Genomic DNA, 17,077 nt, shown 5'->3' on the forward strand with positions numbered 1-17,077 from the left:
GTATGGTTACAAATGAATTAAATTTCTTGGTGATTGAAGATGACGATTTTCAAAGAGAGGTTGTTGTTGATATATTAACTCGATTAGGTGCCACGACGGTTACAGAAGCCAGAACAGGAACAGAAGCATTAAATTTTTTGAACGATTCCAAGTCGGAAGAGATCGATATCATACTTTGCGACTTAAATATGCCCGAAATGGATGGAATGGAATTTCTTCGTCACATGGGTCACTCACATTCTTCTATCGCAACGATCATCATGAGTGCTCTCGATGGCGCTTTAATTGAGTCTGTTAGAAAGATGGCGAGTGCATATGGAACTTATCTCCTTGGATCGATCGAAAAACCGATCACGCCAGCTCAATTAGAAACTCTATTTACTATTTACAATTCTCGAGATTTGAAACAAAGAAACGATTATAGCGGTGGATCCGGATACACTTTAGGAGAGGTACTGGAAGGTCTAACAAACGGAGATTTTGAACCTCACTTCCAACCAAAAATACAATTGTCCACTGGCAAACTGATCGGTGCAGAAGCCTTGGCAAGATGGAACCATCCCGATCGTGGAATCATCGCTCCATATGCATTCATTGATTTATTAGAGAAATCAGGCAATATTGATATACTAACATTTATTATGTTAGAAGAATCAGCAAAAGCTTGTAAAGAACTTCATGCTCAAGGTCATAAAATTTCTATTTCAGTAAATCTTTCTCTTACTTCGCTAGTGGATACAAAACTTGCCGACAAAATTACTCGTGTTGTATTAGAATCAGGAGTGGATCCAAAATACTTCATACTCGAAATCACAGAAACCGCAGCGATGACAGAAATGGCGCCTGCACTTGAAAACCTAGCACGCCTTCGTATGAAAGGGTTCGGTCTGTCAATTGATGATTATGGAACTGGATATTCGAGTATGCAACAGATTGCTCGTATCGCTTTTACGGAACTAAAAATTGATCAATCCTTTGTTCGTGAAATGGCTACTAGTAACGTTTCAAAAGTATTAATCAACTCAAGTATAGAGATGGCGACGAAACTGCAAATGAAGTGTACTGCAGAAGGCATCGAAACCAAAACAGATTGGGAACAGCTGAAAAGTATGAATTGCGATTTAGGACAAGGATACTACATAGCAAAACCAATGAGTTTTAAAGATTTTCTTAAATTTTGTAATGAGAACTTAGAGCATTAGAAAAAGTTTCCTCTCTTTCCTTTCAGACACATAAAATGGATCGTCTACGTCTTTCACAAATTATAAACAATTTTGTTAGTAACGGAATCAAAAAAACACGTAAAGAAATTGAATTAACAGCTCAATATTTTGAGCTAATCTAAAATCTTATAAAAATGATTCGATTTACATCTTTTTGATCCATAAAAAAATAAACCTAGTCTACACTTGTTTTATTTACGGAATCAAAAAATGGCAACAAACATTGAATTAGAGACATTAGAAGCGGTACAAAACTACTACGGGAAAGTTCTCCAAACAAATAAAGATTTAAAAACCAGTGCCTGTTGCAGCGTGGAATCGTTACCTTCCACCTATGCACCGTTACTATCAAAAATTCATCCCACTGTGAAAGAAAAATTTTACGGATGTGGTTCTCCTTTCCCCCAAGCACTTACAGGCAGAAATATTCTAGATTTAGGATGTGGTTCCGGAAGAGATGTGTATTTATTGTCACAATTGGTTGGTGAATCAGGATCCGTTATTGGCATTGATATGACTTCTGAACAGTTAGATGTTGCCAATTCCTATCTTGAATATCATAGAGAACAATTTGGTTACAAAAAAAGCAACGTATCATTTATAAAAGGTTATATCGAGAATTTAAAAGCAAGTGGAATCGAAGACAATTCTATTGATTTAGTTGTTTCTAATTGTGTTACAAATCTTTCCCCGAACAAAAAACTAGTTTTCTCCGAAATCTTTAGAGTCTTAAAACCAGGTGGTGAATTATATTTTTCCGATGTTTTTTCTGACCAAAGGATTCCCGACGAACTCAAACAAGATCCTATTTTATTAGGTGAATGTTTAGGTGGAGCTCTTTATACAGAAGATTTCAGAAGATTACTTTCCGACTTGGGAATCTACGACTTCCGTGTTGTTTCTCAATCTAAAATCAATCTACTAAACGGAGAAATTGAGAAAAAAGTTGGAAATATTAATTTTTATTCCATTACGTTTAGAGCGTTTAAAATTCCATTAGAAGATCGCTGCGAAGATTATGGCCAAGTAGCTTTTTATAAAGGTACAATCGATGGAATTCCTCATAACTTCAAACTTGATGATCACCATATTCTTGTTACTGACAAACCAATGTTAGTTTGTGGCAATACAGCAGATATGCTTTCTAAAACTCATTATAAGGATCATTTTCGAATCGTCGGAGATAAATCAAAACATTTCGGATTATTTGATTGTGGCCCTACTCCTGTAACTTCTTCTTCTGAAGATGGAGCTGCCGGTGCTTGCTGTTGATTAGATTCTTGTATAGCCTTCAGATCCTGATGACTATACTCTATTTTGATATCAGAAAAAAGAATCAGCGATCAAACGAATAGATCTCTATTTTTAAAGGAGATAGAGATCTATAATCGAATCTTATTTTAAAGAAATGGCAGTCGCATTTTCATCCAAGAAAATCAATTTCTCTGGCATTTTATCTTTTGGTAAAAAATAGATTAGAGTTCGAGTCAGAACTTCATTTGGTTTCAGAGTCAGCTTTCTTTCCACCTTCCCTGATACAAAGTTGTTTCCTGACACATCCTCTTTTACATCATTCCAAGGATCTACTTCAAAATGTCTAACGAAGGCAGGAGAATTTAACTTTTTAATTTCTTTCCCTTTTTCATCCATAACTGTTCCGTAAGTAGGCTCTAAAGCAATTTTGGCAAATTCCACTTCATGATCGACCGCTTTTAAGTTTTTGAAATTAACGGTAACATGAATTAATCTTAGCGCATTCGAATTTGGATAAAAATTTCTCCCACCTGAGGCAAAACTGTCTGGGCCGTCAGTTAATTTTACGACTTCAATTTCCAAATTTTTGGATTTTGACTTAATATTTTGTTTCAAAATAACGGGAGTGGCGCAGTTAAGGAAAACGAAAAAAGGTAAAAGGAATGCTGTAAATTTAAGGTTTCTCATACAACAACAAGAACCATTTAAAAAACTGAGTCAATAATATTTCGTAATATCTGTTAGTTGCATTTTAACAAAATTCCTTTATTTTCAAGAAAAAGGAGCAAATGAACATTGGCGAACCAAGATCTAATCTTTCTATCGATTGAATCTTTTTTTCCGAACGTTAGTTCGATCCAAGCTTTATGCTTAAGGTTATTACAATTTGCTTTAAATTTGTAGCTTTATTTGACATACAGAATATTCATTAGTTCGAATTTTCCTATTTACTATTTTAATCTTACCATATAACTTTGTCTATGTTATGAAACCGATCCTCTTGATATCCATCTTTCTTTGCCTATTCCACTGTAAAAAAAAGGATTCCTCCAATACAGATGAACTTCTCATCGGGTTATACTTATTACAACCCAACGATCTTATTCTAGAATTGGGATACCCGGGTTCACAAAACCAAATTCAAAATTCAGAACTCGTAGGAAAAAATTCGGGGGTTACTGTTAAGGTTGGTGGTGTGGCTGCTACAGGTGTTTCTGCAGTTGGTTCCGATACCATCCAATTTACAATGCCAACGATTCCTGGAATTTTTGAAAACTCAGCTGTTGATTTTGCAGTCGAAAGAAACGGTGCTGTTGTTTACTCCACCAAAGTTCGGTATAGACCACTGCTCAACTGGCCAATCAATGAACCGAATGGAATATTTCGTCCGATTGATGGCAGAGATAACAAAAGTTTTTATCAAATTACCGCAACAACAGCAATCCATACATTTAATACATTCGGTCATGACCTAGCCGACTTAGATATTTATTACTTCACAAGTTTGAATGGAACTCTAATTCCGTTTGCAGAAAAAAGAAGAACGGGAGCAGAATTCAATCGAGTGTCACTCAACGCAGGAACAGTGTATGTTATGGTGAAACACGTTGATGGACTTGGGGGAACATTTAATTTACAAGTTGCCAATAGTGGAGTGGTCGCAAGTTCTTCAGATAAGTTGACCTATTCCGGTTGGCCATTTAATCTTTGTTATGATACAATGGGAACAGGGCCAGCGACCACAAACAATTGTTTGGCGCAAATGGCAGTTTACAATCCAACGAGAAGGGGTCGCTGCACCTATCCTGGAGACAAAGGTCTAACAACCAGAAATTATTATGCCGAAGGTGGGTTTGCTAACCAAACAACAAACCAAAACGGTTGCCTCTTTCCGGGTGGAGGATCATATAACGAAGCTGAGGCTATTTTTATTCTCGACTAACATTTTTTCTAAGATACGGACAGAAATAATCTCACACCTGGTTCTTCTTCAGAGCCAGGTCTAATTATCTTCGAATGCAATCCGATCACTTTTAAGAAGCAGAAACTTTTACAGTCACATCTTGAACGCAGAGCCTATTTAGAAAAGAAAATGGCAGTGAATGGTTCATTCTTTTTTGTAAAACTGGAGGGAGCGACACCAAAGGATCTTAAAAAAACTCGCGTAAAGTGAGACTGATCAGCAAAGCCTCCTTGATAAGCGGCATCAATTAAATGTGTATGATTAGCTAAATAATCTACAGCCTTCTTAGTTTTTAACCAAAGTCGATAGGCAGAAAAAGGAACACCTACTTCTTTACTAAAAAGATGACGAAACCGTTCTACAGACAAACCAGCATCATTTGCTAAGCGAACGAGAGAAAATTCTTCGAGTTCTATATTTTTGATACTTTCAGAGATGCGTTTATCAATTTCTCGCCTAACAGGTTTTAGATAATCTTTATAAATCAAATTTAGAAATTTAGAACGGATCTCTTGATTCGATGAACTTAGAATTTGTTTCATTTCTTCTTTTAGCGATTCCGCAAATACATCTCCTATTTCAAACGCTGAATGATTTACCGCCAAACTTCTTTCATAAAAAAGTTGATACCCTGTTGTTAATGGATCCAAATACAACAAAGTCAAATCACCTTCCACTGCTCTCATTTCATGACTCACACCAGAAGGAATACAGACAGCATTGTATGTTTTCCACTCACCATCCTTTGTTCGTAATTCAACCATACCCGAATCTGGCAAACTAATCTGAATATAAAAATGACTATGTCGATTCGTTGAAAACCCATCACCTCTATAGGTTGCAAAATCATCCCAAATCAAAAACTGTTTCATTTCATAAACTTCAAACAGAGATTATATTGTTTTGTTTTCATTCGGGCGTTCCCAATTAGATTCATGTTTCCAACTTCTTTTGTTATTGGGGCGGGCTCCTGCGGGGTTCGCTTACGCTCCCGTCCGCCAAACAGCGGACCAAGCCCTACAGATCCCTAACGCTAGTTTTCACCTACTTCCAACTATTTAAAAGAATCCTCTAATGATTTAAACACATCTCGACTAACACCTACGGGCATAAAAAACTCTATTGTTTCTGCAGCTTTCGAGGAACCCCCATAAATTTCTATCGCTACAGATGTTTCTGCAGTTTCCGCAACAAGTATCTCTTCAAATTTAGGATACACTTTCGTTGGTGCAAAAAAGTAAGATAAAAAGTTTTTAAAAGGAAAAGAAGCGGCCAGTCCGTTCATCTTTGGTATAGAAAAAAGTTGAAACTTGCCGACCACTTGTTTCTTTTGTTCAGGAGAAAGTCCTTCCAATCGACATCCTAAAATGGATCTTAATTTTTCAGGTTCTGTATCAGGGCTATCCAAATAAATTGCTAAACTATTACAATCAGTGACCCCAACCGACTCCCATTCTTTTTGAAATTTTTCCCAACTCTTCCCTATATTTTCATAAGCTCCCTTATGCGTTGTGTAATATATTTCTGTTTGTTCAAACGATTCACGACTTACGCTCACTTGCTGAAATCCACCCATATAACCGTAAAATGCGATCCCAAGCAAAACCAAAACGACAATTATGATCCCAATGTTTTTTACTTTTTTCATACTGATCTCCTTAATTCTTTTTCTTTTTCAAACTTACCCTTCTAGGAAGAGAACACTCCGCTTCATTTAAATCAATTTAAAAATCAGGAAATTAACCAAATTGACTAACAAAACCTATACATTCAGAACATCAATAAAACAAAACATTAGTAAATTCATATATATTGTTTTCACTAACGATTTAAGATTTTTATAATACAACATACGAAAGCATCATTTTAAAAACACAACAACGTGGCAGTTTTCATTACAATAACCTATACATATTTCTCATTTATGTAAACAATTTATTTCTCCTGATTCCAGTCCCAGGACGACAGATATTTTTTTCAAGTTAAGCTTTATATAACTCAATGAATCTGATTGGAGAAAAACCATCAGAAGGAGAATCCATTGTTAAAACATTTAAATGAAACAAAAATTCGATATATTTCGATTATAGCTTCTTTGTTACTGTTTACATTGTTACATTGCGGTGATAGCGGTTATGGTAAAAACAAAAGTGAGTCGAACGATTTATATTCTGTTTTTTTGTTGTCCCTACTTGGAACAACAGAGACGAATTTACCAGAACCAACAATGAATACAGTGAACATTACTGTTGGAGATACAAAATACACCAAGGCACTTGGAGTTTGTCGTGGTACTTTGAATGTAAGTGATAATATTATGATTCCAGGTAATGATTTTACACTACCTAGTTTTTTCCTGCATAAGGTCGACTTTACTGCTACGAATGTATCGATCACTCCGCTTGGGCCAACTTTTATCTTCAACATTGATATGCCCGGCGGTGGTGGATATGATCCTGTCAGTAGTTGCGAAGCAAAGGTAATCGAGAACAGTGCCACAATTTATGACATCCAAGTCAAAAATTGTGCCGTGGATAAAATTGCTGGTGCCGTGACCCCAGCGACAAATACGATCTCATTTCGAGCACGGTGCACTAAGGGCCTATAATTCTGAAACCAAAGGAACAGTTTCAGAAATAAAACTCTCGCTTTTAATTCTGCTTCTGTTCCTTTTAACACCGAGGTATAAAGAATGAATCTTATTTTTTCCAATATCAAGTGGATTATGCTCGGATCCGGAATCATTACTTGTTCCATGCTCCTTTCTGCGTTAAATCCAGGTTTAGGGCTTATGTTAACATTCGGAGATACGTTAAATGGGGAATTAGCGAATATCATCGTTCGCAATTGGGGTGCTTTGATTGCCCTTGTGGGTGGAATGCTTGTTTACGGAGCCTATAACGAACCAAATCGCAACTTAGTCTTGGTTGTTGCTTCTATTAGCAAAAGTATCTTTATTCTGCTCAATCTCATTTATGGAAGTTCTTATTTTGCAAAATCAGGCATTGCCCTTGTTTTTGATTCCATACTTGTGATTATTTTTGTTTTGTATCTTTTCGCTCAAAAATCAAAAAAGTAAAGTCATCGATTGTTTTGATTCAGATTTTGATTCAGCAAAAATCAGAATCAAAACATACTTTGTTCTTTTATTTTTTTGACGACGGCAAATCCTTTGTATTTCAAAAGTTCAATCATTGGTTAGACGATTCATTTAAAGAGAAGATTTTATAGCAAGTTAAAGATTCATCAACAATCAAACTAAATTAAATTCCAAAGTTACACAAACTTCCGCGAAGTGTTTATCTACTTGTTCAGTCTGTAATACATTTCTGTATATACCAGACTGAATTGTTCCGATCTGAATATTCCCATCCATATCTTCGATAATTTTTTTAACAATCGCTAACCCTAATCCAAGTGCAAACTCTTCCTTATCAAAACGCTCATCCACAACTTTTCCTAACCTAAAAAACGGTTGGAAAAAAGCTAAATCATCAGAATGACCATAATCCATTGCCCTAATTCCGTCTTCATAAGATGGGTTAATAAATTTAATTAAAAAGTTATTCCCTGTAATCAAAAAAAGTACAATCAAGGAAATACCTTCTGGAGAATACTTCATCGCATTAATGAATAATTCCTTTGTTGTCGTAACTAATCTTTCTCGATTGATTTTTACATGATATGAGTTTGCATTTGGTAAAAAAGAAACTAGAATTTTTTGGTTTTTTATTTTTAACATATCCTCCAAATCTTCTGTAATATTTTTGATTAAACTTATAATTTCTTGAACCGTCAACAATTCCAATCCAAAATCACTTTCTTCGAAATATCTCTGAGCCACAGCCAAAGAATTGACTAATTTTTTTGTGTATTTAAAATTTTCCTCAACTAACTCTAAATGACGAATGGGAATCGTAGCGACATTTCCATTTTTCTCTACTTTCCGAAGCATCGCACCCATTGATGTCACCAAACCACCAAGACCGGTACCTTGCATCAAACTAGTGTTTAAATTTGGCAAAGCCTTCACCATCCAAGAGTTATGTTTCCCTTTCTTTCCAATCTCCTTTCGCCAATCAAAGATGTTTTTAATTTCTCGAAATAAACTTTCTTCATAACCGATAATACTGAGTTGTTTTGTAGAAATATCTTTTAATTGTAAATCATTCATTTCGATTTGATTTTTCTGTATCCAGGAAAACAATAAAAACTGTTCGGAATGTTCGGGATCATCAACAATCAACTCCCTCGGAATAACGACTGGAGAAATCCGAAAACAATGAAATACATTTTCCAGATAGAGTTCACATACAAAGGATTCTCCACTAAGAGCATTTGCAAAATGTTTATGATTTAGGTTAAATTTAGACAAAAAAGGCAGCTCAAGAAAAGCCAAAGAATCTATGTCTTGCAGTTTGTTTTCAAAATCTTCTAAAACAATATCGAGACCCTTAAACAACTTAAGTCTCAAATTATGATCGAAAACAAAATAGTTTCCAAGAGGCAAAGCAGAAAGAATTGAATCTAAAACAGTTAATACATTACATTCATTTAACAAAGAATTATTGACCTATACTAAAACAACATATTCCAATATTCGATTGCATTAATCTATCTAACTCAATTTAAATTTAGGCATATCTCCAAACCTTCAGAAAAAAAGATTGGATTTATTAAGGTGGTATTTGGACAAATGTCGGATTTTTGTTTTTTCTAAATTCAGAAGGACTCAAACCAGTTTTCTTTTTAAAAAATCGTGTAAAATATGCTGAATCCTGAAAGTTTAGCTGCAAAGCGATATCAGATATTCTTTCATCTGTGTGTTCTAAAAGCCGGAATGCTCTTCTAATAACATTTTCCTTAATAAAATCAGAAGCAGATCTCCCTGTAACCTCTTTAACTATATCGCTTAGGTGTCCTGGTGTAATCGCAAGCTGGGATGCAAAATAGTTTACCGATCTAATTTCACCTTGAGATAAATTTAATAGACGAAAAAATTCGTATACGATTCGATTCGCTTTCATTGGAATCAATTTTTGATTTTTTTGGATATAACGATTTAGATAAAGAAACAGTAGTTCAGATAAATTTCGAATGATCTCTATTTCAGATTTATCTTCCAACATTAGTTCCTTTTCCAAAAAAGGAATCATATTCCAAACTATCTTATAATCTTTTATATTCAGAACTAAAGGTAATTTTGTATTAAGAAAAAACGAGAATCTAGTTGCGGGATATTCATTTTTACGAATTAAAAAGGAGTCGTAGAATTTGATCACAAGGCCGTCGATTACGTCACTCCATTCACCTCGATGAGAAACATAATGCGGCAAATACAAAAGACCGTAATCGTCAATTGTATATTTTTTTGAATCTATTTCAATACGGCCTCTACCCTTTCTAATCAATATTAAAGATGAAAAATGATTTATACTTAAAGCTGACCATTTTTTATTTTTATATGCCGAATCCCGAAATACAGTAATAAAAAAGTCTTCGTCAGCATTAGCGCCAAAATCCTCTAAACTATAGATTTTTATCTTACGATTTGGCAAATAGTGATTCATAAAAAAAATAATTTACAATATTCAAATACACCTACTTACCATTAAATATTCATTCAGCTAAAGTATAAATTCTCTTTGAACTTCCCGAACAAGAATCAGATTAATATTTCTTAATATTTTGAAAATCTGCAACTCAACTCAGGTTAAAATTACTTCTCTCGAATACAAAAGATTCTGCAATACAATCACTTGTTAAAACAATGTTTCCTTACCGCAATTAAAAACGATTGGATATAAATAGATTCATCCAAAAAGAATTTGGACAGAATTCGGGAACTTTAGGATTTTTTTCGGATCAATTTTCGAACACTATGCTATTTAATTAAGGTTTAGACCTGAACAATTGCCGTTCCACAGCTTAAACCTAACGACAACTTTAGATTATCTTAAATCCTTGGATCATCAAAAGAATCGACTGCTGTCCAAGATCATTTCAATAACTAATAGTGATCACTATTACCAAACAAAGAAATGAGGAGCAGAACTCATAGTAGCCGGATTGTGAAAGTTGCAAACAAGATACAAGTCAATTGATAGAGGCAATCGGCACGAGTAATACCAATAATAATTTATTTCTTTATCAGAAATAGAGAAGTCTCAAGATAAATGCCAATACGGTTCGGCCATGAGATAGGCGGAGTCTAAATTATACAGTTTTCTTATCCCGACATTTCGAATCACCGTGGCGAAGTCTCTCCTAAATAAAGGTTGTTGATCCAGACGAAAACAAATCTTATCTTATAGTTTACAAACTTCCTGTCGGTTTCCCCCAAATGGAATATATTCGGAAAGTATAAAAAACTTGAACTTAATTTACAAAATACTAGAGTTGTGCAAAACTATAACAGAGGTTCAAAGATGAAATTCAGTCATTGGTTATTTCTATTCATTCTAACTTTTTCTTCCTGCGTAACAAGTTACAGGGATTATCCGTTGATTGATACTCCATCGAAATTTTCAAACGCATCGAAATCAAAATTATATTACCATTTAGAACCATTTCCAATTTTAGAATTTGGCGGGTATACTGCATTAAAATCATTCTTCCGCACTAATTTGAAGTCCAAATTTAGTGAAACAGAAGAAATATCAGATCCAAAAACCATTCCCGCAAAAGGAGTTTATTGCAAGGTATCAACTCAGTGGATACCGATATCTGCTCCGTCTTTGATCTTTGGATATATTTCCGTAGCAACTGCAACTATCCTACCAGCCTGGAGCTCAAAAGAAGGATTCGATGTTACCTATTCTTTGTACAAAGATGGTCAAAAGATAAAAGATTTTAATTATTCCACAAGAAGATCAATATTTCTTTGGATCTTTGCTTTACCAGCAATTTGGGTAAATCTTTTAACATCTTCAGAAGAAGAGGTTTTCAAAGCGATGTCTTATCAATTCATTGAAGATGCAAAACCATTTATCAATGAATGATATAATTTGATATTTGGGTTGTACAATTTTCAGATGAAACACAGAAATATCAAACTACATGGAAAGAATATATAAAAACTAACTATTGTTCTATACTCTTTCCTGTAAGTTTTTATTGTTTCACACAAACAAGCGAGTGAGTATTATTACATAGATTGGATGATGCTCTAATGATCAGGTTTGTACTTTGGTCATTGAGTCTTCCTGTAAACGTGTTCGTTCCCTAAATCCAATCATCACAATGAAGACTGGGTTCAGTGATCCAATTTGCACGGAACCCAAGCCATAATGTTTTTCTATCGTTAGTATTCATTTGAAAGAAAAAAGCCATTGCATAATCTTTTGTCGAAGGATCACGAGTCGAGTCAATTTCTTTCCTGTTGTGCCTGTAACAAAAGAAAACCCAAAGTAGCAATGACTCCTCCCAGAAAAATAAATAACTCAGGACCAAAAACAGCAGTATGCCTACCAAATCCAGCAAACTCTAAATAAATAATGGGAGCTATATACTGATTGATAAACAATCCGAGAAATGTTAATTGGTTGGTAAGTCCTCCTTTTAAAAATTTCCAAAGGAACAAATTTGGATTCGATAAAAGTGTCGAAAGAACAAGTGTTGCCATAAACACCATCTCGAGTGGAGAAACTCCTACACGTGGATCAATGGACATACTTAAATATGTTGGATTTTGGAAGATATGCCCAATCAGACTAAGTCCACCAGGAACAAGCGCTAGGTGAATCAGTATATCATCCAGAATCCAAACACTATTGGGAGTTTTTCTTAAATAAAGGAGAATTTCATATACGCTAAAGAACACAAGCCCAACAGAAGTAAATACAGATGTCATCACCAAAGTAGACTTGGGATTGATATGAACTGCGGGTGCTGATAGCAACATCAACATAGAAGATATATTTCCACCACCGACAATCATCAATAAGGCGAGATTTGCAGTGAAAGGCCAAAGGTGAAAATGTCTGGTAGCCAATCGCAAACCAACGATCACGAGTAGTGAGATGGCAGTAAAAATAGACATTACGGGGCCATCTGTTAGGTAAAACAAAGGAAAACCTAAAACCCAAGCGACTAACACAATGACTGCACCTATTAAAATCGTTATATCAAGAATCTCGGCCCAGGTTCCAAAACGTTTTTCCATACAGTATTCCTTTTCCTCTAAACTGCATTGATTGACTTTGATTTTTCTGTTTTTGCAATTCAAATTTTGGTTTAAGAATCTCTAAACCAAAGGTAGGGAAAAATTTGCGAGCGTGAGTTTCCGATTCAGACAAAATTAAATGGTTTTCTTCTAAACGCTCAAATCTATCTGTAACACTTAGCTGTTTGTTCTTTTCAATGGAGAATTACATGTCGGAAACAAATTCATTTTTCAAACGTACCCTAAAGTCTATCTTCAGTATTTTTATAACCGAAACCAAAATTTCAAAAATTGAAAGGTTAACGAATGCATTCGTTCTCATCGAAATGAAGGGGAAAAAATTAAAAGAATCAAATTGGGTGCCCGGTGGCAAAGTACAAGTTGATGTGGGAATTTTTACCTACCGCACTTTCACTCCCATTAACGTTGATAAAGCGGAAGGCAAACTTTCGTTTTTATGTTTTAAGCATCATAATGGCCCTGCTTCCCATTGGATCAATGCCTTAAAAGTTGGAGACCCTTGTGAAGTGTTCGGCCCTCGTGAGTCACTGGATTTTTCGAGTCTTGAGGGAGATGCCATCTTATTCGGCGATGAAACTTCTTTTGGTATAGCGAAGGTTTTGCAAAACAAATTGGAAAAAAAATCTCACTTATTCTTTGAGCTGACCTCGACAGAAACAAGCAAAGAGGCTCTGGAAAAATTAGGTGTTACGGGAGAGAGAATGATAGAACGATCCGCCGATGGGTCACATCTCCAAAAACTTTCACAAGAAATTGTGGACCGCATCTCGCAGATTCCCGATGCAAAGATTTTCCTTACCGGGCGAGCCAGTTCCATCCAACAAGTCAGAAACTATTTGAAAAATTCAGGTATACCAACTAACAAATTAAAGGTTCGTGCTTACTGGGCAGACGGAAAAAAGGGTTTAGACTAGTGGGAATTTTTGGGGCGTTCCCAATGGGATCGTGTCACTAAAATTGATCTAAAAAGTGTCGGGCCACTCCGGGGTGCGCTTCGCGCCCGTCCCCAGCCATCTAACGATGGCAGGTGACCAAGCCCTCCGTCTCCGCGAGCGCGGGAAATTTTGAAAAATCACTCCATTAGCCAATCCTTTCACAGAGAACTATTGAAGTAAAATAGAGTCGCCTTCCACACAACACAGCTCTTATCATGACGGATAGATTCCGAAGTTTTTCAAAAACCAAATCTTCATTTTTCAATTTGATTTCGGAATTCTAACTTTAAATTTTTGATATGGTTTAATACATGAAACTTTCGTTAGTTGATGAAATCTTGATTGCAAGGGAAATGAAAAACGAAAAAACTGTCGCTTTTGTTCGATTTGCCCTATTCTCAGTCACTTCTATTTTAGATAGTTTATCCTATTTTGGATGGATCCATTATACCATTGTTCCAACTAGTCTCATCACTGTTGGATTGGATGTTTTATTTCTAATCTTTGCCACCCTTGTTTTGGTTTTTCTATTTTATTTACCTTACAAACCATATCTAAAATTTTTCACGATTACATTAGACTATTTTATCATTGGGCTTATGATTTTTCTTGACCCAACGATTCTAAAAGGAAACGGCCTTATCTATTTTATCGCAATGACGAGTGCCATGTTTGTTTTCCAGTTCAATCTTCTGAGACACTCGAAAGCAGGAACGATCTATGGTGCTATTTTGGCATTTGTATATTTCCTTGTGGTCTCCATTGGATTAGAAGATGGTTACCCATTTGATTTAATTCCCATGATATTTGGATTGGGAATGATGCTTGCAATGGGGTATCTAACAACGGTTTCCAATATCGAAATGGTGAAAGAAGCCAATGCAAAACAAATGATGGAACGATTCCTTCCTTCACAGTTAGTCAGTGAGTTTTATAAAAACAAGGCGCAACTAGAACCTGGAGGCGAAAACAAAGAGGTAACCATTCTTTTCTCAGATATTCGATCTTTTACAAAATTTTCAGAGCAACGGACTGCCGAAGAAGTGGTTCAATTCTTAAATCATTATTTATCTCGCATGACAGAGGTCATATTTAAATTTAATGGCACCATTGATAAATTTATCGGTGATGCAATCATGACCATATTTGGTGCTCCGTTCAAACGAGATGACGATGCTCTCCGCGCCGTCAAATCCGCTGTCGCTATGATTCGAGAAATAGAGATACTAAACGATACGATGCCAAATCCAGAAGACAAATTACAAGTGGGAATTGGGATTCATACAGGAGAAGCCATTGTTGGTAATATTGGCTCCGACCGAAGGTTAGATTATACAGTCATTGGTGACAATGTAAATTTAGCTTCTAGAATCGAAGGATTAACCAAACATTACAATTGTCCTATTTTAATATCCGAGGTCACATTCAAACAAGTCGTCGGTAAATATTCCTTAGATGATGGTTTCCAAATTCGAGAAATTGATCAAGTCATTGTCAAAGGAAAATCAAAACCAATCACCGTGTATGAAGTGATTTGTTTAGCAGTTTAGAAAAAGGAATCAAGTTCAAATGTTTCCAAAAGTTTTTACAATCTGATTCATTGGAATGTGCGCTGAAAATTGGACTAAGCGATAAAAAAGGAATGATCTATTTTTAACTTAACTTTTTGATCGACCTAGAGTGCCTCTATTACAAAAATAGACCAATCGGACCACCTCATGAACTCTGGTTTCAAAAAATACCTATTACGAAGGAATCCCATATGAATGTACATGAAAACAAAAAGATTGTTACCGATTTTTTTAGACACCTGAATGAACGAAATATGAAAGATGCATTCGAATTATTAGATGATGACTTACATTGGTGGATTGTAGGAAACATACCCGTTTCCGGTGATTACGACTTCAAAAAGATAACATTTGGATTTAAAATGATCTTCAGAGCATTTGAGAACTTCCAGTTCACTTTGAAAGAGATGACGGGAGAAGAAGAACGAGTCAGCCTTGTAGCCGAATCACATGGAATTAGAAAGTCTACCGGGAAACATTATAACAATCAGTATCATTTTCTATTTTCCTTAAACCAAGGTAAAATTCTGAAAGTAAAAGAATTTTTTGATACAGTCCATGCATTGTGGGTAGAAAGTCCTGAAAGTGAAGGCCTCTCTTGAATGAAACGATAAATTGCTTCAAGTATCCATCCGAATGGGATTGATCAAATCAAATAGTTCTAATTTTAGTTTATAATATTCGGAAGTATATTCGTAACGATTTCCGAATAAGTTATCTAACTTTCCCGAATTATCTCTATTCGTATAGATGAGGTCTTCAATCTCACGTCTACGACTTTCCAAGTTTGGATCGATATCTTTTCTATGAGTGATCATCACTTTTACAATTTTCTTTTCTAAAATGTCTACTTTGTTGAAGGCATATTCGGTACTATTGAATTTGTTTTTGCGTTTGATAAACCAGCGAATTGCATCAGGGTATTTTACCGCTAGCTTTCGGTATTCCCCTTTATCCAAGGAAATTGGCTCAGGTTCCATTTGATGAACTTTTCTTAAATTTTTCACTCGTTTGATTTTCGAAAACGCTTCAATAATAAAAAGATATGCCTCTTTATATTTGGAAGTCTGTAATTTCAAAGACCAAACTAATCCATAAGAATGAAAGATAGGTTTTTTCAATTCAATCGAAGGCAGAGAATTAATTTCATCACGAATTTTGGAAAGTTCTCTATCCAAACGGATCAATTCTTTTTCTTTTGCTTTTATACTGATTTTTCTGTCTACTCTCATGCCCTAAAGTTTATATCGAACTTAGGACAAATTCCTAAATAGGAAGAGTGTTTATTTTGTTATAAGTAATTACCGTGGATCATTTTCAATATGATTTGCTTTCTATCTAAAAAACATAATTGGCAAATCAGTCGAAGAGCAATCGGCTATCAGTTCCTCATTCGATCCAAAAATTAAATTTAGTAAGGAACTATTGTATCAATGGCTGAGACCTGAAATTAAACGATGGAAATCAGATAAGTGCTCCCTCCGGACATAAAAAAAAGCAGCAGAATGCCTTCCCGACTCCTGCCAGCTGAACTTCTTGTTCAGACTGGCGAGCTTTGGCCATCCCTGGCCACGCCTCCGTCAGAAATGCATTCTGACTAGGGTTACTTAGAGAATTTACAAATCAATATCCAGAAACAAAAAAGCCTCACATCTTTCGACGTAAGGCTTCTTCTTATCTTACTCTTCTTCAACTATATACGACAAAGGTTCTATTTTTCCCGATGAGGGAAAGCCAACCGCAACGACCCATAGGGAGTGAGGTTGGGACTTTTGCGGAGCGTTAGCCTAGCATCAAAGTCCATCGGCGCCGACCGCCAAACAGAACAAAGTAAAACAAACAACGCTAACAATGACATACACGATCGTAATCGTGTATATTGTAATATGGTCAAGCCGATCGAGCGATTAGTATCACTTGGCTGAATCCATTACTGAACTTACACC

Annotated in this window: 16 protein-coding genes; 9 read left to right on the forward strand and 7 right to left on the reverse strand. The window is 35.5% G+C overall.

The annotated features are described in order from the left end of the window. Positions 1 to 2: 2 nt before the first annotated feature. Together EHQ70_RS08680 and EHQ70_RS08685 are read left to right on the forward strand one after the other, a co-directional pair. Positions 3 to 1,202: an EAL domain-containing response regulator gene (locus EHQ70_RS08680; protein ID WP_135585467.1), complete on the forward strand. Its 1,200-nt coding sequence runs from the start codon at positions 3 to 5 to the stop codon at positions 1,200 to 1,202. Between the two features lie 231 nt (positions 1,203 to 1,433). Then, positions 1,434 to 2,495, forward strand: coding sequence for a methyltransferase domain-containing protein (locus EHQ70_RS08685; RefSeq protein WP_135585469.1), 1,062 nt, complete (start codon positions 1,434 to 1,436; stop codon positions 2,493 to 2,495). A 123-nt stretch (positions 2,496 to 2,618) separates the two neighbouring features. Here EHQ70_RS08685 and EHQ70_RS08690 read toward each other — a convergent pair whose 3' ends face one another. Continuing rightward, complete coding sequence (locus EHQ70_RS08690) at positions 2,619 to 3,164, reverse strand: hypothetical protein (protein WP_135585471.1); 546 nt, start codon at positions 3,162 to 3,164, stop codon at positions 2,619 to 2,621. A 298-nt stretch (positions 3,165 to 3,462) separates the two neighbouring features. On the opposite strand from EHQ70_RS08690, the gene EHQ70_RS08695 reads away from it, so the two are divergent. After that, the gene (locus tag EHQ70_RS08695; protein ID WP_135585473.1) at positions 3,463 to 4,419 is read left to right on the forward strand and encodes a hypothetical protein; all 957 of its coding nucleotides are present in this window, start codon (positions 3,463 to 3,465) and stop codon (positions 4,417 to 4,419) included. Between the two features lie 134 nt (positions 4,420 to 4,553). Here the strand turns inward: EHQ70_RS08695 and EHQ70_RS08700 are convergent, their stop codons facing one another. Both EHQ70_RS08700 and EHQ70_RS08705 read right to left on the reverse strand, forming a co-directional pair. After that, positions 4,554 to 5,312: a helix-turn-helix transcriptional regulator gene (locus tag EHQ70_RS08700; protein ID WP_135585475.1), complete on the reverse strand. Its 759-nt coding sequence runs from the start codon at positions 5,310 to 5,312 to the stop codon at positions 4,554 to 4,556. Positions 5,313 to 5,494: 182 nt separating this feature from the next. Beyond that, on the reverse strand, positions 5,495 to 6,088 hold the full coding sequence (locus tag EHQ70_RS08705) for a GyrI-like domain-containing protein (protein ID WP_135585477.1): 594 nt from the start codon (positions 6,086 to 6,088) through the stop codon (positions 5,495 to 5,497). Between the two features lie 393 nt (positions 6,089 to 6,481). On the opposite strand from EHQ70_RS08705, the gene EHQ70_RS08710 reads away from it, so the two are divergent. Next, positions 6,482 to 7,048, forward strand: a complete 567-nt coding sequence (locus EHQ70_RS08710) for a hypothetical protein (RefSeq protein WP_208729524.1) — start codon at positions 6,482 to 6,484, stop codon at positions 7,046 to 7,048. Between the two features lie 84 nt (positions 7,049 to 7,132). After that, positions 7,133 to 7,519, forward strand: coding sequence for a hypothetical protein (locus EHQ70_RS08715; protein ID WP_135585481.1), 387 nt, complete (start codon positions 7,133 to 7,135; stop codon positions 7,517 to 7,519). Between the two features lie 174 nt (positions 7,520 to 7,693). Here EHQ70_RS08715 and EHQ70_RS08720 read toward each other — a convergent pair whose 3' ends face one another. Both EHQ70_RS08720 and EHQ70_RS08725 read right to left on the reverse strand, forming a co-directional pair. Next, positions 7,694 to 8,614, reverse strand: a complete 921-nt coding sequence (locus tag EHQ70_RS08720) for an ATP-binding protein (RefSeq protein ID WP_135585483.1) — start codon at positions 8,612 to 8,614, stop codon at positions 7,694 to 7,696. 502 nt (positions 8,615 to 9,116) lie between these two features. Continuing rightward, entirely contained in the window at positions 9,117 to 10,010 is an 894-nt protein-coding gene (locus EHQ70_RS08725; protein ID WP_135585485.1) for a helix-turn-helix domain-containing protein, read from the reverse strand. 858 nt (positions 10,011 to 10,868) lie between these two features. Between EHQ70_RS08725 and EHQ70_RS08730 the strand changes: the two genes are divergently transcribed. After that, entirely contained in the window at positions 10,869 to 11,441 is a 573-nt protein-coding gene (locus EHQ70_RS08730) for an LIC12231 family lipoprotein (RefSeq protein ID WP_135585487.1), read from the forward strand. 365 nt (positions 11,442 to 11,806) lie between these two features. Here EHQ70_RS08730 and EHQ70_RS08740 read toward each other — a convergent pair whose 3' ends face one another. Then, complete coding sequence (locus EHQ70_RS08740; RefSeq protein WP_135585489.1) at positions 11,807 to 12,604, reverse strand: hypothetical protein; 798 nt, start codon at positions 12,602 to 12,604, stop codon at positions 11,807 to 11,809. 209 nt (positions 12,605 to 12,813) lie between these two features. Between EHQ70_RS08740 and EHQ70_RS08745 the strand changes: the two genes are divergently transcribed. The 3 genes from EHQ70_RS08745 to EHQ70_RS08755 all read left to right on the forward strand — a co-directional run bounded on the left by EHQ70_RS08745 (position 12,814) and on the right by EHQ70_RS08755 (position 15,733). Next, a complete protein-coding gene (locus tag EHQ70_RS08745; protein WP_135585491.1) occupies positions 12,814 to 13,539 on the forward strand; it encodes a siderophore-interacting protein in 726 nt (241 codons plus the stop codon). Between the two features lie 332 nt (positions 13,540 to 13,871). Beyond that, positions 13,872 to 15,110 carry an adenylate/guanylate cyclase domain-containing protein gene (locus tag EHQ70_RS08750; protein ID WP_135585493.1) on the forward strand — a complete coding sequence of 413 codons (1,239 nt, stop codon included), beginning with the start codon at positions 13,872 to 13,874 and terminating at the stop codon, positions 15,108 to 15,110. A gap of 212 nt (positions 15,111 to 15,322) precedes the next feature. Next, positions 15,323 to 15,733, forward strand: a complete 411-nt coding sequence (locus EHQ70_RS08755; RefSeq protein ID WP_135585495.1) for a nuclear transport factor 2 family protein — start codon at positions 15,323 to 15,325, stop codon at positions 15,731 to 15,733. 18 nt (positions 15,734 to 15,751) lie between these two features. Here the strand turns inward: EHQ70_RS08755 and EHQ70_RS08760 are convergent, their stop codons facing one another. Beyond that, on the reverse strand, positions 15,752 to 16,363 hold the full coding sequence (locus EHQ70_RS08760; RefSeq protein ID WP_135585497.1) for a hypothetical protein: 612 nt from the start codon (positions 16,361 to 16,363) through the stop codon (positions 15,752 to 15,754). Positions 16,364 to 17,077: the final 714 nt, after the last annotated feature.

Source organism: Leptospira congkakensis, assembly GCF_004770265.1.
Classification (GTDB): Bacteria; Spirochaetota; Leptospiria; order Leptospirales; family Leptospiraceae; genus Leptospira_A; species Leptospira_A congkakensis.